Annotated in this window: 18 protein-coding genes; 7 read left to right on the top strand and 11 right to left on the bottom strand. The window is 73.2% G+C overall.

Features of this window, described 5'->3' with window-relative positions; translation table 11 throughout:
- Positions 1-111 precede the first annotated feature (111 nt).
- A complete protein-coding gene (locus ACIA8N_RS02255) occupies positions 112-3573 on the top strand; it encodes a BTAD domain-containing putative transcriptional regulator (RefSeq protein ID WP_399415489.1) in 3462 nt (1153 codons plus the stop codon).
- A gap of 27 nt (positions 3574-3600) precedes the next feature.
- On the opposite strand, the gene ACIA8N_RS02250 is transcribed toward ACIA8N_RS02255, so the two are convergent.
- The 3 genes from ACIA8N_RS02250 to panB form a co-directional block, all read right to left on the bottom strand.
- Entirely contained in the window at positions 3601-4461 is an 861-nt protein-coding gene (locus tag ACIA8N_RS02250) for an ABC transporter permease (protein WP_030547635.1), read from the bottom strand.
- Positions 4458-5450 carry an ATP-binding cassette domain-containing protein gene (locus tag ACIA8N_RS02245; RefSeq protein ID WP_365777245.1) on the bottom strand — a complete coding sequence of 331 codons (993 nt, stop codon included), beginning with the start codon at positions 5448-5450 and terminating at the stop codon, positions 4458-4460. Before ACIA8N_RS02245 ends, ACIA8N_RS02250 begins: the two co-directional genes overlap by 4 nt.
- 107 nt (positions 5451-5557) lie before the next feature.
- Positions 5558-6421 (bottom strand): 3-methyl-2-oxobutanoate hydroxymethyltransferase, encoded by an 864-nt coding sequence (gene panB, locus ACIA8N_RS02240; RefSeq protein ID WP_365777243.1) that lies wholly within the window; start codon positions 6419-6421, stop codon positions 5558-5560.
- Between the two features lie 394 nt (positions 6422-6815).
- Here panB and ACIA8N_RS02235 point away from each other — a divergent pair, with 394 nt between their 5' ends.
- Complete coding sequence (locus ACIA8N_RS02235) at positions 6816-7844, top strand: endonuclease/exonuclease/phosphatase family protein (RefSeq protein WP_365777241.1); 1029 nt, start codon at positions 6816-6818, stop codon at positions 7842-7844.
- Positions 7845-7940: 96 nt separating this feature from the next.
- On the opposite strand, the gene ACIA8N_RS02230 is transcribed toward ACIA8N_RS02235, so the two are convergent.
- Positions 7941-9704, bottom strand: coding sequence for an NAD+ synthase (locus ACIA8N_RS02230; RefSeq protein ID WP_365777238.1), 1764 nt, complete (start codon positions 9702-9704; stop codon positions 7941-7943).
- A 254-nt stretch (positions 9705-9958) separates the two neighbouring features.
- Here ACIA8N_RS02230 and ACIA8N_RS02225 point away from each other — a divergent pair, with 254 nt between their 5' ends.
- Positions 9959-10717, top strand: a complete 759-nt coding sequence (locus ACIA8N_RS02225) for a DUF998 domain-containing protein (protein WP_365777236.1) — start codon at positions 9959-9961, stop codon at positions 10715-10717.
- Positions 10714-11580 (top strand): alpha/beta hydrolase, encoded by an 867-nt coding sequence (locus ACIA8N_RS02220; protein WP_365777233.1) that lies wholly within the window; start codon positions 10714-10716, stop codon positions 11578-11580. The genes ACIA8N_RS02225 and ACIA8N_RS02220 overlap by 4 nt, the downstream gene beginning before the upstream one ends.
- Here the strand turns inward: ACIA8N_RS02220 and ACIA8N_RS02215 are convergent.
- The 4 genes from ACIA8N_RS02215 to ACIA8N_RS02200 all read right to left on the bottom strand — a co-directional run bounded on the left by ACIA8N_RS02215 (position 11565) and on the right by ACIA8N_RS02200 (position 13927).
- Positions 11565-11984: a CBS domain-containing protein gene (locus ACIA8N_RS02215; protein ID WP_365777231.1), complete on the bottom strand. Its 420-nt coding sequence runs from the start codon at positions 11982-11984 to the stop codon at positions 11565-11567. The two genes, ACIA8N_RS02220 and ACIA8N_RS02215, sit on opposite strands and share 16 nt — an antisense overlap.
- 124 nt (positions 11985-12108) lie before the next feature.
- Positions 12109-12768: a DUF305 domain-containing protein gene (locus ACIA8N_RS02210; RefSeq protein WP_399415748.1), complete on the bottom strand. Its 660-nt coding sequence runs from the start codon at positions 12766-12768 to the stop codon at positions 12109-12111.
- Between the two features lie 17 nt (positions 12769-12785).
- Positions 12786-13433, bottom strand: a complete 648-nt coding sequence (locus ACIA8N_RS02205) for a DUF3105 domain-containing protein (RefSeq protein ID WP_365777227.1) — start codon at positions 13431-13433, stop codon at positions 12786-12788.
- A 74-nt stretch (positions 13434-13507) separates the two neighbouring features.
- Positions 13508-13927: a hypothetical protein gene (locus tag ACIA8N_RS02200; protein ID WP_399415484.1), complete on the bottom strand. Its 420-nt coding sequence runs from the start codon at positions 13925-13927 to the stop codon at positions 13508-13510.
- A gap of 301 nt (positions 13928-14228) precedes the next feature.
- Here ACIA8N_RS02200 and ACIA8N_RS02195 point away from each other — a divergent pair, with 301 nt between their 5' ends.
- The 3 genes from ACIA8N_RS02195 (at position 14229) to ACIA8N_RS02185 (ending at position 17745) form a co-directional block, all read left to right on the top strand.
- Positions 14229-15590 carry a glutamine synthetase family protein gene (locus ACIA8N_RS02195; RefSeq protein WP_015033133.1) on the top strand — a complete coding sequence of 454 codons (1362 nt, stop codon included), beginning with the start codon at positions 14229-14231 and terminating at the stop codon, positions 15588-15590.
- A gap of 240 nt (positions 15591-15830) precedes the next feature.
- Complete coding sequence (locus ACIA8N_RS02190) at positions 15831-17162, top strand: PQQ-binding-like beta-propeller repeat protein (protein ID WP_399415482.1); 1332 nt, start codon at positions 15831-15833, stop codon at positions 17160-17162.
- A gap of 94 nt (positions 17163-17256) precedes the next feature.
- A complete protein-coding gene (locus ACIA8N_RS02185; protein WP_365777221.1) occupies positions 17257-17745 on the top strand; it encodes a GNAT family N-acetyltransferase in 489 nt (162 codons plus the stop codon).
- On the opposite strand, the gene ACIA8N_RS02180 is transcribed toward ACIA8N_RS02185, so the two are convergent.
- The 3 genes from ACIA8N_RS02180 to ACIA8N_RS02170 all read right to left on the bottom strand — a co-directional run bounded on the left by ACIA8N_RS02180 (position 17742) and on the right by ACIA8N_RS02170 (position 20550).
- Positions 17742-17900 (bottom strand): hypothetical protein, encoded by a 159-nt coding sequence (locus tag ACIA8N_RS02180; protein ID WP_365777219.1) that lies wholly within the window; start codon positions 17898-17900, stop codon positions 17742-17744. The genes ACIA8N_RS02185 and ACIA8N_RS02180 overlap by 4 nt on opposite strands.
- Before the next feature lie 62 nt (positions 17901-17962).
- Positions 17963-18394 (bottom strand): VOC family protein, encoded by a 432-nt coding sequence (locus tag ACIA8N_RS02175; protein WP_365777217.1) that lies wholly within the window; start codon positions 18392-18394, stop codon positions 17963-17965.
- A 137-nt stretch (positions 18395-18531) separates the two neighbouring features.
- Positions 18532-20550, bottom strand: a complete 2019-nt coding sequence (locus ACIA8N_RS02170) for a PIG-L family deacetylase (protein WP_365777215.1) — start codon at positions 20548-20550, stop codon at positions 18532-18534.
- Between the last annotated feature and the right edge of the window lie 113 nt (positions 20551-20663).

Below are 20663 nucleotides of genomic sequence, written 5' to 3'. Positions count from 1 at the left end.
GAAGCTCCCAGGGGACGGAGGGGGCCCGACACACGGGCCCGATGTGCGGGAAACGTACCGGGAGACGGGGGGAGTTCCGGAGCCGGGGACCCACTCACGGAGAATGGGCCCGTGCACTACTCCGTCCTCGGCCCGTCCCTCGCCCATGCCGCCGACGGCACCGACGTGGCCGTCGGCGGTCCGCGGGTCCGCGCGCTGCTCACCGTCCTCGCCCTGCGGGCGGGCCGGACCGTGCCCGTGGCGGAGCTCGTCGACGAGGTGTGGCACGGCGACGAACCGCCCGCCGACGCGGTCGCCGCGCTCCAGGCCCTCGTCGGACGCCTCCGCAAGGCGCTCGGCCGGGACCGCGTGATCTCCGTCGAGGGCGGCTACCGCCTCGACGCCCGGCCCGAGGACGTGGACGCCCACCGCTTCGAACGCCTCACCGTCGAGGGCATGGCCGCGCTCGGCACCGACCCGGCGCGGGCCGCCGCCCTGCTCGACGAGGGCCTCGCACTGTGGCGCGGGCCCGCCCTCGCCGACCTGCCGGACCGGGACGCGGAGGCCGCCCGCCGGGAGGCCCGGCGCCTCGACGCCCGCAGGGCCAGGCTCGACGCGGCCCTCGCGCTCGGGGAGGCGCGGGCGGCCCTGCCCGAGCTGACCGCCCTGTGCGCGGACCACCCCCTCGACGAGCCCCTCCAGGCCCTGCGGATTCGCGCCCTGCGGGACACCGGACGCCCGGCCGAGGCCCTCGCCGCGTACGAGGCGGTGCGCCGCGCCTTCGCCACCCGCCTGGGCACGGACCCGTCGCCGGCCCTGCGCGCCCTCCACGCGGAGCTCCTCGCTCCGGAGCCGGCGCCCGCGGGGACTCCGTCGCCCGGTCCCCCGCCGTCGCCCGACCCCTCGGCAGCGCCCGCCGCCCCCGTCCCCGGGAACCTGCGGGCACGGCTCACCAGTTTCGTCGGGCGCGACGAGGAGATCGTCGCGCTCCGGGAGGACCTCCGTACGGCCCGGCTCGTCACCCTGCTCGGCCCTGGCGGGGCCGGGAAGACCCGCCTCTCTCAGGAGGCGGCCGAGCGCGGGGCCGGGGCCTGGCCGGACGGGGTCTGGGTCGCCGAGCTCGCGCCCGTCACCGACCCGGAGGCCGTCGCCGAAGCCGTCCTCGCGGCCGTCGGCGCCCGCGAGACGGTGCTGCGCGGCGCCGGAGCCGAGGAACTCCGGGCCGGCGGCGACCCGCTGTCCCGGCTCGTCGAGCACTGCGCGGGGCGCCGCATGCTGCTGCTCCTCGACAACTGCGAGCACCTCGTGGCGACCGCCGCCGCACTCGCCGAGACGCTGCTCGCCCGCTGCCCCGGGCTGCGGGTCCTGGCGACGAGCCGGGAGCCGCTCGGAGTGCCGGGCGAGATGGTCCGGCCGGTGGGCCCGCTGAGCACGGAGACGGCCCTGCGCCTGCTCGGCGAGCGCGGCGCGGCGGTCCGGCCCGGGTTCCGCGTCGAGGAGGACCCGGAGGCGGCGGCCGAGATCGTGCGCCGCCTGGACGGGCTGCCCCTGGCGATCGAACTGGCGGCCGCCCGGCTGCGGATGCTGACCCTGCGACAGATCGCGGAACGGCTCGACGACCGCTTCCGGCTGCTCACCTCGGGAGCGCGGACGGTACTGCCCCGCCAGCAGACCCTGCGGGCGGTCGTCGACTGGTCCTGGGACCTCCTGGACGACGCCGAACGGGCGGTCCTGCGCCGCCTCTCGGTGTTCACAGGCGGCAGCGACCTGGAGGCGGCTGAGGCGGTGTGCGCCGAAGCCGCCGAGGGAGGAAGCCCGGCGGCCGGAGCGACGCCCGCCGGGGCCACCGGGCCCGCCGGAGCGACCGGGCCCGCCGGAGCGACCGGGCCCGCCGGAGCGACCGGGCCCGCCGGAGCGACCGGACCCGTCGCCCTCCGTCCCTCCGACGTCCTCGACCTCCTCGGCTCCCTCGTCGACAAGTCCCTCGTCGTCTCCGCCCCCGGCGACGCCGGCATGCGCTACCGGCTCCTGGAGACCGTCGCCGAGTACGCGGGGGAGCGGCTCGACGAGGCCGGGGAGCGGGCCGCGACCGAGCGGCGGCACCTCACGTACTACCGGGAACTGGCCCGCCGCACCGACCCCGAGCTGCGCCGCTCCGGCCAGGTCGCCGCCATCGCCCGCTTCGGGACCGAGTACGGCAACATCCGCACCGCCCTGCGCCGGGCCCTCCGCGCCCGCGACGAGGACGAGGCGCTCGTCCTCGTCCACTCCCTTCTCTGGTACTGGCAGATGCGCGACCTGCGCACCGACGCCCTGTACTGGTCGAAGGCCGTCGCCGCCCTCGGACCCGACCCGTTCGCACCGCCCGCCGCCCCCGTCGTCCCCCTGCACGAGCCGTGCACGGCCGCGCCGCCGCCGCTCTCCGAGGCGCAGCGCTGGGAGGCCCGGCGCGGGGTGCGGCTCGTCGAGCTGATCAACATGGACCACGAGACCGGCCGCTGGACCACCCCGGACGGCGTGCGGCGGCTCCGTGAGATGACCGCCGTCTACGAGCCCGGCCTGCCGCAGACCTGCCGGCTGCCCGGCTCCTTCGCCGTCTTCGCGGTCCTCCTCATCGGCGAGGCGGGCCGGCTGATCGAGCTTCTCGACACGAACGTCGAGGCCTGCCGCCGCCACGGCTACGTCTGGGAACTGGCCAACGCCCTCCAGCTGCGCGCCAACATGTTCGCCAACCGGGCCGACCTGGCGGTCGAGGCGAGCGCGGACGCCGACGAGAGCCTGGAGATCTTCGTCCGCCTCGGCGACGCCTGGGGCGCGGCGGAGGCGCTGCAGTCCCGCGCGGAGGCCCGGGAGCGGCGGCTCGAATTCGAGGGCGCGGCCGAGGACTTCGCCGCCGCGATCGGCTACGCGGAGCAGATCGGCGCCCAGTCGCAGATGGCCTTGCTGCGCGCCCGCTACGCCGGGATCCTCGTCGAGACCGGGCGGGTCGACGAGGGGGAGGCGATCCTGCGGGAGATCGTCGCCGGGCGGTACGGCTGGGGCCATGAACCCATGGTCGGCGCCCGGCTCTTCCTCGGCATGACGCTCGGCCGCACCGGCCGCACCGCCGAGGCCCGGGAGCAGTTCCAGGCGCTGCGGAAGCAGTTCCACTCCGAGACCCTCTCGCTCTTCGAGGGCTTCACGCTCGGCAGCCTGGGCTGGCTGGACAACCTCGACGAACGGTACGACTCCGCGCTCGCCCTCGCCGCGGAGGCGTACGCGTGTTCCCTCGCCCCGCTGTCGATGATGGTCGCCCCGGCGATGCCGTCGAGCCATCTCGTCGTGGCGGCCTGGGCGCTCGCCGGTCTCGGCGGGCCGGAGGCGCGGACCGGGGCCGTGCTGCTCGGGGCCAGGGAGGGGCTGCTGCCGCCGGGGCACCGGGTGGCGCCGATGGAGCGGGAGAACCTGGAGCGGGCGACGGAGCTGGCCCGGTCCGTCCTGGGCGAGGACGCGTTCGCGGCGGCGTACGCCGAAGGCGGCGGCCTCTCCCTGGAGGAGGCCGCCGCCCTGCTCGGTCGCGCCGCCGACGCGATCAGTGAGCGCGCCGAGTCCTGAACCCCCGTGGGGAGTCCCGTACCGGACTCAGGTCTTCTTGCGGAACTTGGTCACGGCGAGCGGCGCCGTGACGGCCGTGATGACCAGGGCCCAGCCGAGGGTCATCCACACGGAGTGGGCGACCGGACCGCCGTTGATCAGGTTGCGGGCGGCGTCGGCGAGGTTCGACAGCGGGTTGTAGTCGGTGAAGGCCTTCAGCCAGTCGGGCATCGACGTCGGCGGGGCGAAGATCGACGAACCGAACTGCAGCGGCATCAGGACGATCATCGCCATGCCCTGGACGGCCTGGGCGGTCTTCAGGGTCAGGCCGAGCAGGATGAAGATCCACATCAGCGAGGCGCCGAAGACCATCGAGAGACCGATCGCGGCGAAGAGGTGGAGGACCGAGGTGTGGATCTCCAGGCCGAGCAGGAAGCCCATGCCCAGCAGGATCGCGGTGGCGATCAGCATCCGGCCGACCTCGACGACGATCTTCGCGATGAGGACGGAGGACCGGGCGATCGGCATCGTCCGGAACCGGTCCATGACCCCCTTCTTGAAGTCGTCGTTGATGCCCACGCCGACGGCCATGGCGATGTTCATGCCCATCATCGCCATCAGGCCCGGCGTCACGTAGTTGACGTACACCTCGTTGTTGCCCTTGCCGGCGATGGCGCCGCCGAAGACGTACACGAAGAGCAGGATGAAGATGATCGGCATCAGGACGGCGTCGAACATCGACTCCGGGTCCTGCTTGATCTGCAGGGCGTTGCGCCGGGCGAGGGCGCCGATGTGGCGCAGGTTGCCCCGCAGGCCGATCCGGCCCTCGGCGACGGGCGCGCGCCGCGCCGGGGCGCGGCCCGGACCGCCGGTCTCGGCGGGGGACTTGGTGACCGTGGTCGTGCTCACGCGGCGACCTCCTCGGTGATCTCGTCGGAAACGGCGGTCTTCTGGCCGGTGATCGCCAGGAACACCTCGTCCAGGCTGGGCAGATGGGTGCCGATGTGGGCGATGCCGAAACCGCGCGCGCCGAACAGGGCCACCACGGCCGTCAGCTGCTGGTCGGTGAGGATCGGGACGTACAGCGCGCCCTCGTCGGGCACGACGGTCGCCCCGGCGACGCCGTCGAGCCCGGTCTCGCGGAGCGCCGCGGCCATCTCCGACAGCTGGTCGGGGTCCACCGGGCGGACCTTCAGGGTCCGGCCGCCGACCTTGGCCTTCAGCTCGTCGACGCCGCCCTTGGCGATGACCTTGCCCCGGTCGATGACGGTCAGCTCGCTCGCGAGCTGCTCCGCCTCCTCCATGTACTGGGTGGTGAGGAGGACGGTGACGCCCTCGGAGACCATCCGCTGGACCTCGTCCCACACCTCGTTGCGGGTGCGGGGGTCGAGTCCTGTGGTCGGCTCGTCCAGGTAGAGGACGGCCGGCTGCCCGATCATCGAGGCGGCGAGGTCGAGGCGCCGCCGCATGCCGCCGGAGTAGTTCATCGCGGGCCGCTTGGCGGCCTCGGTGAGGGAGAAGCGCTCCAGCATCTCGTCGGCCCGGCGGCGGGCGTCGGCGCGGGAGAGGTCGAGCAGCCGCCCGATCATGTACAGGTTCTCCCAGCCGGACAGCTTCTCGTCGACCGATGCGTACTGGCCGGTGAGGCCTATGGTGCGGCGCAGCTGGCGGGGGTGCTTCACCACGTCGTACCCGGCGACGGTGGCGGTCCCGGCGTCCGGGACGAGGAGGGTGGACAGACAGCGGACGAGGGTGGTCTTCCCTGCGCCGTTGGGCCCGAGCACCCCGAGGACCGTGCCCTCCCTCACGTCGAGGTCGACCCCGTCGAGGGCCTTGGTGGCGCCGAAGTGCTTCACGAGGCCCCGGACCTCGACGGCGTTGGTGTGTGATCGCGTCATGCCCTCACTACACCAGGCGCCACCGACAATCCCCCGACAGACGACCGACAGCCCGCCGATGGGGGATGTCGGCGGGCTGTCGGCCTCTTCGGTGGAACCGCGGTGGACTAGTGGAAGGTGTGCTCCTCGGCGGGGAACGACCCCCCGCTGACGTCCTCCGCGAAGGCGCGCGCGGCGTCGCCGAGCGTCGCGCGGAGGTCGGCGTACTGCTTGGTGAAGCGCGGCACCTTGCCGCCGGTGAGACCGGCCATGTCGGTCCAGACGAGGACCTGGGCGTCGGTGCCGGCGCCCGCGCCGATGCCGATGGTCGGGATGTGCAGCGAGCGGGTGACCTCGGCGGCCAGCTCGGCCGGTACGAGTTCCAGGACGACCGCGAACGCGCCCGCGTCCTGCGCCGCCTTCGCGTCGCGCAGCAGCTTGTGCGCGGCCTCGTCGGAGCGGCCCTGCACCCGGTAGCCCATGGTGTTCACGGACTGCGGGGTGAGGCCCAGGTGGGACATGACGGGGATGCCGGCCTGCACGAGCAGCTCGGTCTGGGGCAGCGAACGCTCGCCGCCCTCCAGCTTGATCGCGCCGACACCCGCGTCCTTGACCAGCCGGGTGGCGTTGCGCAAGGCCTGGACGGGCCCCTCCTGGTACGAGCCGAAGGGCAGGTCGCCGACGACGAGGGCGCGCCTGGTGCCCCGGACGACGGCGGCGGAGAGGATCGTCATCTCGTCCATCGTGACCGGCACGGTGGTCTCGTAGCCGAGGTGACAGTTGCCCATGGAGTCGCCGACGAGGATCACGGGGATGCCGGCCTCGTCGAAGACGGAGGCGGTCATCGCGTCGTAGGCGGTGAGCATGGGCCACTTCTCGCCGCGGGTCTTGGCGGCGGCGATGTCGTGGACGGTGATGCGGCGCGTGCCCTTGCCGCCGTACAGCGCCTTGCTGCTGTCGGCGGGAGTCTTCTGGGCAGGCTGAAGCGTCATGGTGAAGCTCCTAGTGTCATCTCGAGGCGCCCTGACGGCGTCCCCGGACCACATCCATGGTGGCACTTCGCCGGGCGGGCGGGGAAGTGGGCCGGAGTGGCGCTGTTCACACCGGCGCGGCGCGCCGGTCCCCGGAAGCCCCCCATCCCCCTGGAGCCCCTTCATCCCCCGGGGGCGCGACCCGCGCGACCGGCCGGAACCCGGTCCGGACCCGTACGGAACCCGGTCCGGACCCGTACGAATGTGCGCGTTCTGTCACAGGTCCGCCGCCCGTGCCACCTGCAGGAACCCGCCACGCACCAGTCTCGTCCCTGGGGGAGTACGACGGACCCGGGATCGCCTAGTGTCGACATCGGGTCACGCGAGACGGCAAGGCAGCAGTGAGGACAGTGCGATGGCGCGGGTGGACATGACGGAGACCGAGCACGGCGGCGCAGGCAACGAGCGCTCCGGTTCCGGATCCAGAATCCGGACCGCACTCGCCGGCCTGCGCCACGACCGGGGCATCTGGCGCAGGGGCGTCCTGGTCGCCGCCGTGGCCGTGGCGCTCACGCTCCTGATGGTCTTCCACGCCGAGATCCCCAACCGGATCGGCAACCTCGGCAGCCTGACCGAGACCTTCCTGCCCTGGCTCGGCCTCTTCGTGCCGTTCCTGCTCGTCCTCGCCCTGCTGCGGCGCTCCGCCACCGCCCTGATCGCCCTGCTGCTGCCCGCCGTGGTGTGGCTCAACATCTTCGGCGGGCTCGTCGCCGACAAGTCGGCCGCGGGCGGTGACCTGACCGTCGCCACCCACAACGTGAACGCCGACAACCCCGACCCCGAGGGCACCGCCCGCCAGCTCGCCGGGTCCGGCGCCGACGTGCTCGCCCTGGAGGAACTGAAGGGCGACGTCGTCCCGGCCTACGAACGCGGCCTCGCGGAGGCGTACCCGCACCACTCCGTCCAGGGCACCGTCGGCCTGTGGAGCAAACTGCCCCTGCGGGACGCCCGGCCGGTCGACATCCGGATGGGCTGGACCCGCGCCATGCGGGCCACCGTCGTCGCGCCCCAGGGCGAGGTGGCCGTGTACGTCGCCCACCTGCCGTCCGTGCGGGTCAAGCTGAACGCCGGCTTCACCGCCAGCCAGCGCGACGTCAGCGCCGACGCCCTCGGCGAGGCCATCGCCCGCGACCGGCACGAGCGGCTCGTCCTCCTCGGCGACCTCAACGGCACCATGAACGACCGCGCGCTCAACGCCGTCACCTCGCAGCTCCGCTCCACCCAGGGCGCGGCGGGCGACGGCTTCGGATTCAGCTGGCCCGCGTCCTTCCCGATGGCCCGGATCGACCAGATCATGGTCAAGAACGTCGAGCCGATGTCGTCCTGGGCCCTCCCGGAGACGAAGAGCGACCACCTCCCCGTCGCCGCCCGGGTGAAGCTCTGACCAAGCTCCGGGACGTACGCCGCCGCCATCGTCAGCGCCCCCACCGACGCCGCGTCCGGCTGACCGAGTCCTCCCGGCCGCTTGGACCGGCCGCCGTCAGCGTGCCGTCGGCGTCTCCCGCCAGCGGTTCGTGATCGGCAGGCGCCGGTCCTTGCCGAAGCCCTTCGCCGAGATCTTGGTGCCCGGCGGGTACTGCCGCCGCTTGTACTCCGCCGTGTCCACCATCCGCAGCGTCCGCGTCACCAGCTCCTCGTCGAACCCGGCGGCCACGATCGCGTCCCTGCCCTGGTCCTGGTCCACGTAGAGCGCGAGGACGGCGTCCAGGACGTCGTAGTCCGGCAGCGAGTCCGTGTCGACCTGGCCGGGGCGCAGCTCCGCGCTGGGCGGCTTGGTGATCGAGCTCTCCGGGATCGGCGGGGTCTGGCCGCGTTCCTCGGCGGCCCGGTTCCGCCAGCGCGCGAGCCGGAACACGGTCGACTTGTAGACGTCCTTGATGGGGCCGAACGCGCCGACGGAGTCGCCGTACAGCGTCGAATAGCCCACCGCGAGCTCGGACTTGTTGCCCGGCGCGAGGACGATGTGGCCCTCCTGGTTGGAGATCGCCATCAGCGTCGTGCCGCGCAGCCGCGACTGGAGGTTCTCCTCCGCGAGGCCGGTGAGACCGAGGGCGCCCATGTACGCGTCGAACATCGGCTCGATCGACACCGTGCGGTAGTTCAGCCCGGTGCGGCGGGCCAGTTCGGCGGCGTCGCCGCGCGAGTGGTCGGAGGAGTACTTGGAGGGCATCGACACCCCGTACACGTTCGCCGCACCGAGCGCGTCGCAGGCGATGGCCGCGACGAGCGCCGAGTCGATGCCGCCGGAGAGCCCGACGAGCACCGAGCGGAACCCGTTCTTCGCGACGTACGCGCGCACCCCGATCACCAGGGCGGAGTACACCTCCTCGTCGTCGTCGAGCCGGTGCGCGTAGCCGCCGGTCAGCTCCGGCTCGTACGCGGCCAGCGGCTCCTCGGAGAGCACCACGCGGTCGATCCGCAGTCCGTCGTGCACCAGGCCCTCGGGCGCGTCGGCCGCGGCGGCCGGCAGGTCCAGGTCGAGGACGACGCTGCCCTCGACGAACTGCGGGGCCCGCGCGATCACCTCGCCGTCCGCGTCGACCACGATCGAGTCGCCGTCGAAGACCAGCTCGTCCTGACCGCCCGTCATCGCGAGATAGGCCGTGACGCATCCGGCCTCCTGCGCCCGCTTGCGGACCAGTTCCAGCCGGGTGTCGTCCTTGTCCCGCTCGTACGGCGAGGCGTTGACGGACAGGAGCAGCCCGGCCCCCGCGCTGCGCGCCGCCGGCACCCGGCCGCCCTCCTGCCACAGGTCCTCGCAGATCGCGAGGGCCACGTCGACCCCGTGGACGCGGACGACGGGCATGGTGTCGCCCTGGACGAAGTAGCGGTACTCGTCGAAGACGCCGTAGTTCGGCAGGTGGTGCTTGGCGAAGCGCAGCACCACCTCGCCGCGGTGCAGCACGGCGGCGGCGTTCTCGGGAGACCCCGCGGGCCTGCCGAGCCTCGGCTCGGCCCGCTCGGAGCGGTCCAGGTAGCCGACGACGACCGGCACCTCGCCGAAGCCCTCGTCGGCGAGCCGGCGGGCGAGGCCGTGCAGGGCCGCGCGGGACGCCTCGACGAAGGAGGAGCGCAGGGCGAGGTCCTCGACGGGGTATCCGGTCAGCGCCATCTCGGGGAACGCGACGAGATGCGCGCCCTGTCCGGCGGCGTGCCGGGTCCAGTGCACGATCGCCTCGGCGTTTCCGGCGATGTCTCCGACGGTCGAGTCGATCTGATTCAGGGCGAGGCGTAGTTGAGGCACCCGGCCAGTCTAATCGTCAGACCGACGTTATGTCCTGGGATACGGGCGCCGAGTCCGGAACTCCGCGCACGGCGGAGAGCGCTGAGTCCCGGATCCCCGCCACGGCGGGCGGGCACGGAGTCGTGGATCTTCGACATGCGGGGCGGCCGTGGCCCGCTGATCATGACCCCATGACGATGACTGACGATCCGGCAGAGTCGGTACCCCCCACCGGGACCGGCAACCCGCCGAGACCCCGTAGCGTCTGATCCACCATGCCCAAGAAGGTGACGCGAGCCTCCGCCGCCCTGCTCGCGCTCGGCGCGCTCGCGTACACCGCGTGGGTCCTGGAGGTCGTCGTCAGGACCGGGCTCGACCCGGTGCGGACGTACGTCTCCGAGCTCGCGGCGGCCGACCAGCCCCTCGGCGGCCTGTTCCGGGCGACGGACCTGGTGGCGGGACTCCTCGTCCTGGCGGGGGCGGCGACGGGTCTCGCCGCCCGGGTCGCGTCCGTCGGCCGGGCCGAGTTCGCCGGCCGGGTCGCGCTCGATGGCCGGCCCCGGGTGTCCGCCGGCCGGTTCACGACCGCCGGATGGGTCGCGCTCGCCGTCTTCGGGGCCGCCACCGCCGTCGACTCGCGCCTTCCGCTCAGCTGTGCCCCGACCGCCGACCCCGTGTGCGCGGCCCGCGAGACCGCCGGACTGGTGCCCGCCACCCATACGGCCCATGCGGTCAGTTCCGGGCTCGCCATGACCGGGGCGCTCGTCGCCATGGTCGCCCTGACCGTCGCCGCCCGCCGCCACGGCCGATGGCGGCCCCTGGCCCGTACCGGCCCGGTTCTCGTCGTCCTGGAACTGGTGGCCACCGGCTGGACCCTGGCCGCCGTCGCCGCCTTCGAGGCCGGGAAGGGCATGTGGGCGCTCGGCGCGGGCCAGCGGTCCCAGGTGCTCCTGGTGGCACTGTGGCTCGCGGTCCTCGCGTACTCCCTGGCCACCGAGAAGGACCCGGTCCCCACTCCCCAGGAGGAACGGTGACCTTCGTACGCGTCGGGGGAGTCGCCCACCACGTCACCGTCGAAGGCTCGGGGCCCGTCTGCGTCCTCAGCGCCGGACTCGGCCTGAGCTGGTTCGACTGGGACCCCGTGGTCCCGCTCCTCGCCCCGCACCGCACGGTCGTCCGCTTCGACCGCCCGGGCCACGGCCTCTCCGCACCCGCCACCGCCCCGCCCACCGCCGAGGGCGAGGCCCACCGGATCGCCGGCCTCCTCGACGCCCTCGGACTTCCCGGGCCCGTCACCGTCGTGGGGCACTCGATCGCCGGGTTCCACGCGGAGGCCTTCGCCCGGCTCCACCCGGACAGGACCGCCGCCCTCGTCCTCGTCGATTCCTCGGTGGAGGAACACCCCCGCCCCGGGCGCACCACCGCCGCGGCCCGCCTCCTCGGCGCCGTCCTCTGCGCCGCCGGCGTCCCGGCCGCCCTCGGCCCGGCGGCCCGCCGCGCGTCCGTGCGCCTCGCGACCGCGCGACAGCCGACCGTGCGCCAGCCGACCGTGCGCCACTCGGCCGTACGCCACGACCCGGCCCCCGCCGACCTCGTCCGCCGCGTCTACCGCACCTCACGCGTCCTGCGCGGCACCCTCCTGGAGAACGCGCGCTACGGAGCCGTCGCCGCCGGACTCCTCGCCCTCCGCGACCGGCACCCCCTCCCGCCGGGCCTCCCCGTCACCGTCCTCGCCGCCCCCGACGGCTCGGCCCGCTGGGAGCGGCGCCAACGCGCGCTGGCCCGACGGCTCGGCGCCCACTACGTGGCGGCCGTGCCGTCGGGCCATCTGGTCATGCTGGACCGCCCGGACACGGTGGCCCTGGCGGTCCTGCGACCGGGTCAGGGAGTGGCGTAGACGCTCGTACAGAACGCCTTGATCTGCTCGTCCGACAGGTGCTGCGCCAGATCGGCCTCACTGATCATGCCGACGAGCCGCTTGTCCTCGATGACGGGCAGGCGCTTGATCCGGTGACTCTGCATCTCCTCCAGGACGGCGCCGACGTCCGCGCTCGCCTCGACCCAGCGCGGGGTGCCCTTCGCCATCTCGCCGCAGGTGACCTTGGCCGGGTCGTGGCCCATGGCCACACAGCCGACGACGATGTCGCGGTCGGTGAGGATGCCGCAGAGCCGTTCGTTCTCGTCGGCGATCGGCAGCGCGCCCACGTTCAGTTCGCGCATCAGCTGCGCGGCGCGGTCGAGCGTCTCGTGTTCCGGGATCCACCGGGCCCCGCGGTGCATGATGTCCTTCGCCGTGGTCATGAGGTGAGTACCTTTCGTCGTACGCGGTCACCTTTGCGTCCCCGAGCAGACTCATTCTCGGCGTACGACACGGCCCCCGCGACCGCAAGGGTCACGGGGGCCGAAGGCCGCACGGGCCGGCCGATCAGGCGGCGCCGCGCTTCTTCAGCATGTTCGCCATCAGCAGGATCTCGGACTCCTGCGCGTCGACCATGCCCTGGGCGAGGTTGCGCTCGATGTCCACGGAGCACTTCTGGACGCAGCCCTGGGCCATGTGGACCCCGCCCCTGTGGTGCTCGGTCATGAGCTTCAGGTACAGGATCTCGGCCTCGCGGCCACTGGCCTTCCGCAACTCGTCGAGCTGCGCGTTGGTCGCCATGCCCGGCATGAGCGCCCCGTCGAGCGGCCCGGTGTCACCGGAGCCGCCCATGCCCATCCAGGCCATCGGCTCGACGCCGGACTGGACCTTGGGCAGCTCCCACAGGTCGAGCCAGCCGAGCATCATGCCGCGCTGGTTGGCCTGCGTGTTGGCGATGTCGTACGCGAGGCGGCGCACCTCCTCGTCCTGGGTGCGGTCCCGGACGATGAACGACATCTCGACGGCCTGCTGGTGGTGGACGGACATGTCCCGGGCGAAACCGGCGTCCGCGGAGGCGGTGGACGGCGTGCCCGGTGCCTCCTCGCGCTCGGCGGAGGCGACGGTGACGGCGCCCCCGGCGAAGAGCAGGGCGAGCGCGACGGCGGTGACCGCCGCCCACTGGGTCCGGTTCGGCCGCCGGGCCTGAGCCGGTGCCGGGAACGTCAGGTCGTCCTCGTCGCCGGTCACTTGTCGAGTCCGCCGGTGCACGCGGCGCCGGGCTCGGGGGTCTGCGGGCCCTGGACGTACTTCGTGAAGAAGGCGTCGATCCGGGGGTCGGAGGCGTTGTCCACGGTCACCTGCTTGCCCCAGGCGGACAGCATGATCGAGCCGGCCTGGTCGTCCACGGGGCTCATCAGCGTGTACTTGGTCTTGCCGACCTTCTCCTCCAGCTTCTTCACGTCACCGGCGGGGGCCTTCTTGTTGTACGTCACCCAGACGGCGCCGTGCTCGAGGGAGTGGACGGCGTTGACCTCGGAGATGGCCTGCTTGTAGACCACGCCGTCGCAGTTCATCCAGACCGGGTGGTGGTCACCGCCGACCGGCGGCTTCATGTCGTACTTCACGGCCGTCTCGACGTGGTTGCGGCCGAGCTTGGCCGCGTCCCAGGACTTCTCGGCGGCGATGGGGGCCTTCGCCGCGGCTTCCTTCTTGTCCTGCTCGTCGGACTTCTTCATCAGCACGAAGGTGCCGAAGCCGACGAGACCGAGGACGACGATCCCGGAGACGCCGACGGTGATCAGACGGTTGCGGCGCTCACGGGCCTGCTCGGCGCGGCGCATTTCCTCTATTCGGGCGCGGCGGTCGGCGTTGGCGGAGCGGTTGGCGGCCATGGTGATGTCGTCCTTCTTCAGGGGTGGGGGTGGAGTTCGGGGGTGGACGTGCGGGGGCGGTGCGCCCGCCGCCGCTAGGTCCGGAGAACTTGAAGGACGTGCAGGTCCGGCGCGCGCGGCTGGGCGCAGGAACGGCGTGCCGGGCCGTCGTCGGACGGCGGGTCGAGACGCGGGAGCCCGCCCTCCGCGTGCAGCGGCGGGTCGAGCGGGGGCGCGCTGAGCACCGCGGGGGAGAGGGAGGGGAAGAGGGAGCAGCCACCCCGGTCGTACGGGCAGACGTACTCGCGCACGACGGCGGAGCCCCGCGAGGCGGCGGCCCGGGTGGCGTCGGCCCGGACGGCGTCGGCCCGGACGGTACCGACCCGGGCGCCGTGGGCGCGCGCGGCGTCGGCTGGCGGATGGTGGGCGTCCGGTCCGACGCCCGGTCCCGGTCCCGGCCCCAGACAGAAGAAGAGCGCGGCGAGGAGCGTCGCCACGGCACTCACCAGTGCCATGGGACGCGCGTGCCGGGACAGGCGTTCGAGCCGTGGGGCCCCCATGGGCGGAGATCGTAGTGTGCGTGGGCCCTCCGTGGGCCGAACGGGGTGCCACTCGGTACGAGGCCGAGGGCCCGCCGGAGGTCCGACGGACGGACGGAGACCCGGACCCGGCCCTTCCCGCGTTACCTGAGTCACACCGGAGCGGGCAGTATGGGTGTGCAACGTGCGCGAAACCATGTGGTGGGATGCTCAGGTGCCCCCCGATGTGCCGAGGCGGTGGGAGCAGGCGGCCTGACCAGCGAGGATGGGTGTGGAAATGGACAAGCAGCAGGAATTTGTGCTCCGTACGCTTGAGGAGCGCGACATCCGCTTCGTACGTCTGTGGTTCACCGACGTGCTGGGCTTCCTCAAGTCGGTGGCCGTGGCGCCCGCCGAACTGGAGCAGGCCTTCGACGAGGGCATCGGGTTCGACGGTTCGGCGATCGAGGGCTTCGCCCGCGTGTACGAATCGGACATGATCGCCAAGCCGGACCCGGGAACCTTCCAGATCCTGCCGTGGCGCGCCGAGGCCCCGGGCACGGCGCGGATGTTCTGCGACATCCTGATGCCGGACGGTTCGCCGTCCTTCGCGGACCCGCGCTACGTACTGAAGCGGGCGCTCGCCAAGACCTCGGATCTGGGCTTCACCTTCTACACCCACCCCGAGATCGAGTTCTTCCTGCTGAAGGACAAGCCGCTCGACGGGACGAGGCCGACCCCGGCCGACAACTCGGGCTACTTCGACCACACCCCGCAGAACGTGGGCATGGACTTCCGCCGGCAGGCGATCACGATGCTCGAGTCGATGGGCATCTCGGTGGAGTTCAGCCACCACGAGGGCGCGCCGGGCCAGCAGGAGATCGACCTGCGGTACGCCGACGCCCTCTCCACGGCGGACAACATCATGACCTTCCGCCTGGTCATGAAGCAGGTGGCGCTGGAGCAGGGCGTCCAGGCCACGTTCATGCCGAAGCCGTTCTCGGACTACCCCGGCTCGGGCATGCACACCCACCTGTCCCTCTTCGAGGGCGACCGGAACGCTTTCTACGAGTCGGGCGCCGAGTACCAGCTGTCGAAGGTGGGCCGCTCCTTCATCGCGGGCCTCCTGAAGCACGCGGGCGAGATCTCCGCCGTCACCAACCAGTGGGTCAACTCGTACAAGCGCATCTGGGGCGGCTCCTCCCGTACGGCCGGCTCGGGCGGCGAGGCCCCCTCGTACATCTGCTGGGGCCACAACAACCGCTCGGCCCTGATCCGCGTCCCCATGTACAAGCCGGGCAAGACGGGCTCCTCCCGCGTCGAGGTCCGCTCCATCGACTCGGGCGCCAACCCGTACCTGACCTACGCGGTCCTCCTCGCCGCCGGCCTCAAGGGCATCGAAGAGGGCTACGAACTCCCGGCCGGCGCCGACGACGACGTCTGGGCCCTCTCCGACGCCGAACGCCGCGCGATGGGCATCGAACCGCTCCCGCAGAACCTGGGCGAGGCGATCGCCCTGATGGAGAAGAGCGAACTGGTCGCGGAGACCCTCGGCGAGCACGTCTTCGACTTCTTCCTCCGCAACAAGAAGCAGGAGTGGGAGGAGTACCGGAGCGAGGTCACCGCCTTCGAACTCCGCAAGAACCTGCCGGTGCTGTAGGCGCAGGCCATGAGTAGTGCGACCCTGACGCGATCCTGGGCCGTCGGCGGACACCGCCGGCGGCCCGGCCCCGTTCCGGTCGCCCCCCGCCGGACCGGCATGGACCGCGGGCAAGCCTCGCCCTCAGCCTGACCGTCGTTCGAAGACCGACGTGTCGGGCGGGTCTCCGGAACACCGCTCGCAGGGGGTGTGCCGTGCACGGTAGGGGGAGCGCGTGATGTCGCGGGCAGAGCAGGGCTCGTGAAGGCGCTGGTGGTGATCGGGCTCGTACTCGGGTTGATCGGTTCCATCACCGCCTGGTTCCTGTCGTTCGAGGGCTATCTGCCGGGCGACTCCGTGGTGCGGACCTGGGCCACCGCGAAGGACCGGCCCGGCGATGGCAAGGCCAACGGCAGTCGGGTCGACGGGGAGGTCGCCGTCCGCAGCCGGTTCGACGCGGTGACCGGCTTCGGCATCGCCGACGGGCAGGACGGGACGAAGCTCTGGGAGTTCGTACCGCCCGGCCGCGCCCAGATCTGCGGGAGCGCCCGTCGCGCGGGCGAGGGGGTCCTCCTGGTCGCGTACGGCACGGAGAGCAGCGCCACCACCTCGCCGGGCAAGGGCAAGGGCTGCTCGACCGTCCTCGCCTTCGACATGAAGGACGGGCGGGAGTTGTGGAGCGTCCCGCGGACCGTCTCGCACGGCCGGTTCCCCGGGGACGGATTCCTGGATGCGGGAGGCGGCCTGGCAATGATCCACGACGACGAACGGACCCAGCCCTCCGCCGAGCAGGAGGCGCGGACGCCGGGTGGCAACCGTTCCCTGCGCGCCCTCGACCTCCGCACGGGCAAGGCCCGTTGGACGGCGGCCGTTCCCGGCACGTGCGGGGCGGGGGAGACGTTCGTGGGCAAGGACCAGGTCCACGCAGTCCTGGCCTGCGGCGGGGAGGGCGCGGACGCCCCGGGCTCCGACAGCGGCGGGGACGTCGAGCCGATGGCGGCGGCCTTCGATCGCGGCACCGGCGCCCTGAAGTGGAACGTTCCCATCGACGCCCGTCGCCCCGTGTCGACGGACTCCAGCGTGTTCATCGAGTCGGCCGACCCCTTCGTGCTGAGGGTCGTGCGGTCCTCGAACGGGAACTCCGGCGAGGCGACGGGCACGTTCGTCTCCTTCGACCAGGACGGGCGTCCTCGGCCGGGCATCGAACTCAGCGGGGACTACGGCCAGATCGACGCGGCGGAGGTCGTCGGCGAGCGGATGTACGCGCTGGCCTGGACCTATCACAAGGGACGGCACTACCGGCTGGTCGCCTTCGACCTGGAGACCGGTGCAGAGGTGTGGAACGACGAGTTGGACGAGCCCGCCGCCGGGCTGGCCGTGCGGGGCGACCGGGTCACCGTGCTGTGCGAGTGGTCGACCCAGGCCAGCGCCATCACCGAGCTGCTCGTGTACGACGCCGGCGACGGCGAGCAACTCGACGAGCGCCACTTCCGTGAGGAAGCGCCCAGCGGCCACTTCTTCGAGCACGACGGGCGGATCATCGTCGCCGGGGCGTCCGGCGACCACGCCTTCACCGCGTTCGAGCGCTGGTGAGCCGCCGGCCGTCTTCCTGCCGGGCGGCCCGGTGTTCGGCTCCTGGCGGGGGAAATCCGTTGCCGTCGGGTGGAGGGCCGTTCAGACTGCCCCGGTGAAGATCGATTCCGTCGCCACCGCGCGTCTCCTGCTGCATCCCCTGACCGTCGCCGACGCCGAGCGTGTCGTGGCCCGGGAGCCCGGGCCGGGGGACCAGTGGGGGGAGGGGTATCCCGGGGACGGTGATGTCCGGTCGGCCACCGGGTTTCTGCGCGGGGTCGCCGAGCGGGGCGATCCGGGGGTGTTCCGGCCCTATGCGATACGGCTCGACGGCGTCGTCGTCGGCGGCATCGGGTTCCACGGGCCGCCGGACGCGCACGGCGTCGTCACCGTCGGGTACGGGCTCCTGCCCGGCGCGCGCGGGAAGGGGTACGCCTCCGAGGCCCTGCGGGCCCTCGTCGAGGTGGCGCGGCAGGCCGGCGCCGCCGGGGTGAAGGGCGACGCCGACCTCGACAACCTGGCGTCCCACCGGGTGATGGAGGCCGCCGGGATGCCGGGCGTGGCGCAGGACGCCACGCTCCGCCACTTCTACCTGGCGCTCTAGCGTCCGAAGCCGTGCCGGCGGGCCAGGGCCGCCATGAGGGCGGCCGTGGCGAGGAGTGCCCCCGCCGTCCACGGCAGGGCCCTCGTCCCCGCGCCGTTCAGGACGGCGCCGCCGAGGAGCGAGCCGCCCGCCATGGCGACGTGCCGGTCCGTCACCCGAACCGGGCGCGCGGCGGGACCGACGAGACGCGCGGCGGGACCGACGAGACGCGCGGTGGTCAGCGTTCCGAAAGATCCGAGGGGGCCTCCTGGACCACCCAGCCGTTGCCGTCCGGGTCCTCGAAGGCCATGAACGAGTTCCACGTCTGGCCCTTGCCGTCCTCCCAGCCCGACTCGCCGACGTGCCGGATCGGGGTGACGTCCACACCCCGGTCGACCAGCTCCGCCCGCGCCGCCTCGATGTCCGTGACGCAGAGCTGCAGGCCCTGCAGGCTGCCCGGCGCCATGTCCCTCGTGCCCGGCATCGCCGGCATCCCGCTCAGCATCGCGATCGAACAGCGCGAGCCCGGCGGCGTCGCCTGGATGATGCGCATGCCCGGCGCCACCTCGTCGTCCAGGTCGATCTTGAAACCGCACTTGTCGCCGTAGAACTCCTTCGCCCGGTCCATGTCGGTGACAGGTACCGGGACGACTTCCAGGGTCCAGTTCATGGGGGTCTCCTCAGAAAGGCCAGCAGAGTCGTACCACCGTCGCCCACGAACACCCCCTGGCGCACCTCGAATCGCCAGTCCGGTCCCTACTTCTCGGCGTACGCCCCCGAGGAACCCAGCCGCCCCCCGCGAGGAACTCAGCGCTCCGCCGGCGTCCAGTGCAGCCGGCCGTCCAGACCGATCGCCGCCACCCCGTCCGTCCCCGCGTCCGGCGCCCCCGAGAACAGGAACCCCTCAAGGCTCCACACCGGCCGCGCCCCCGTCCGGCCGTGCGGCGCCGTCGCCAGGAAGCCCGTCCGCGAGCGGACCGCAAGCAGGCCGTCGCCCCCGCTCACCGGGCCGAAGCCCGCGACGCCCGCGCCCGGCAGCTCCGTGACCGGCGAGACCGGGGCGACGCCCGAGAAGTCGGCGCTGCGCAGGTCGCCGGAGGACGGCTTGCGGAACCAGAGCCGTACCCCGTCGCCGTCGGGCGCCGCGCTCGCGCTCAGCGCGAGCGTCGTCGCCGGAAGTCCCGTCCGCACCGGACCGGTGAGCGGCCCGCCGGGTCGCTGCTGCGCCCACGCCAGGACGGTCTTCGGGGTGCTCGCGAAGACGTATCCGCGCCCGGTCCCGTCCGTCGCCGCGACCGGATCGCCGTACACGTCCGTGCCGCCGAGCACCCGCCACGGCCCCCAGCCGCCGTCGGCGAGCTGCTCGCGGGCCGTCAGCCGGTGCCGGCTGTCCCGCAGCAGCACGGTCGCCCGGCCGTCACCGGCCACGGTCACGGCGGGCGCGCTGATGTCCGACGTCCCGTCCGTGTCGCCCCGTTCGGGCGTGCCGAGGGAGCGCCACGCGGCGAAGACGCCGCCCGGCGCCGCCTGCGCGGTGGTGACGACCTCGCGCCGGTAGCCGGCCGGGCCGTCCGCGAGGACCGTCCTGGTGCCGAAGACCGCGATACGGCCGTCGGGCAGGGCCACGGAGGTGACCCCGCTGTCCAGGCCGCCGCCGGGCAGCAGCGTCGGGCCGCGCCACGCGCCGCCGTCCGCGGGCTTGCGCCAGGCCGCGAGCCGGCCGTCGAGGACGGAGAAGGCGTGGAGCCCGCCGTCCCCGTCCCGCTGCACCCAGGAGGTGGAGGTGCCCCGGGCGTACCGGACGGTCTGGGTCCAGCCGCGCCCGCCGGGCCGCGCGGCCACCTTGAGGTCCCCGCAGCCGGCGGCGGTCCCGCAGTCGTTGACGCCGTCGAGCCAGGCGTACGTCTCCAGGGTCTTCAGCTTCGCGCCCGCCGTCTCGGGGTCGAGCGTGTGCGGCAGGAGGCTGGTGGGGTAGCCGAGGTAGTTCTGCACGCCGACGTGCGGATGCCCGGGGACCTCGGCGTACCGGGCGAGCGCGGCCTGCGTGAACCTCGCCCCGTACAGGTGGTCCTGGTGGTCCCTGAGCTTCCCCGTCTCCGGGTACGTGCCCGGGCTCGGGTCCTGCATCCGGACGAAGGTCGGCCGGAACCGGTCGAGCAGCCCCGCGATCGTCGCCACGACCTGGTCCTTCGTGTACGTGAAGTCGGCGCCGACCGGGGTGCCGGAGGAGCGCTGGGAGCCGAGCGCGGGGATCCGGCCGTGCCAGAGGCCGTTGAGGCTGTGCGGGCGGTCGCCGGTGGTCGAACCGGCCTCGCGTATCTGCAGCCACACCAGCTTGACCTGCGGATCGGCGCGCAGCGTGTCCATCTCGGCGGTCGCGCCGCCGGCCGTGGGGATCGCGACCCGCTCCCAGGGGCTGGTCCGGCTGCCGGTCGCCATCTCGGCGTACGCGGCACGGATGCCGTTCTGCCGGGCCTCGGCGTAGTCCGCCTTGTCGGCCAGGGTCCGGGCGGCGTCGCGCGGGCGCGCGTTGACGCCGTCCGACTCGCCGGCCGTGAGGTAGACGGAGGTCAGGGGGCTGCCGGAGCGGAGGGACTGGGAGACGTCCGGGTTCATGAAGAACAGGTCGTCGTCCGGGTGCGCCACGATCTGCACGACCGACGTGGGCGCCTTCGGGGCCCGCACGGGCTGCGAAGGCCCCGCCTGGGAAGGCACCGGCGTCTTCGCCTTCGGCTGCGCCGCGTGTGCCGTCGGCGTCCGGGGCGCTCCCGTCACCGACAGCAGTCCGGCGAAGGTGCCGCCCACCAGGACGGCGGTCACGCCCACGGAGGCGGCCCTGCGGGGGGACGGGAGGAGACGGCGACGGGGGCGGACGGGCATGTTCGGCGGCGCGCTTTCGACAGAGGGAGGGCAGGAGAGAGGCGGCGGAGGTCCGCCCA

The sequence above is a fragment of the Streptomyces sp. NPDC051822 genome, assembly GCF_044452745.1.
Lineage (GTDB): Bacteria > Actinomycetota > Actinomycetes > Streptomycetales > Streptomycetaceae > Streptomyces.
Note: the sequence above shows the minus strand (reverse complement) of the source record. Positions and strands in the feature narration are given on the sequence as shown.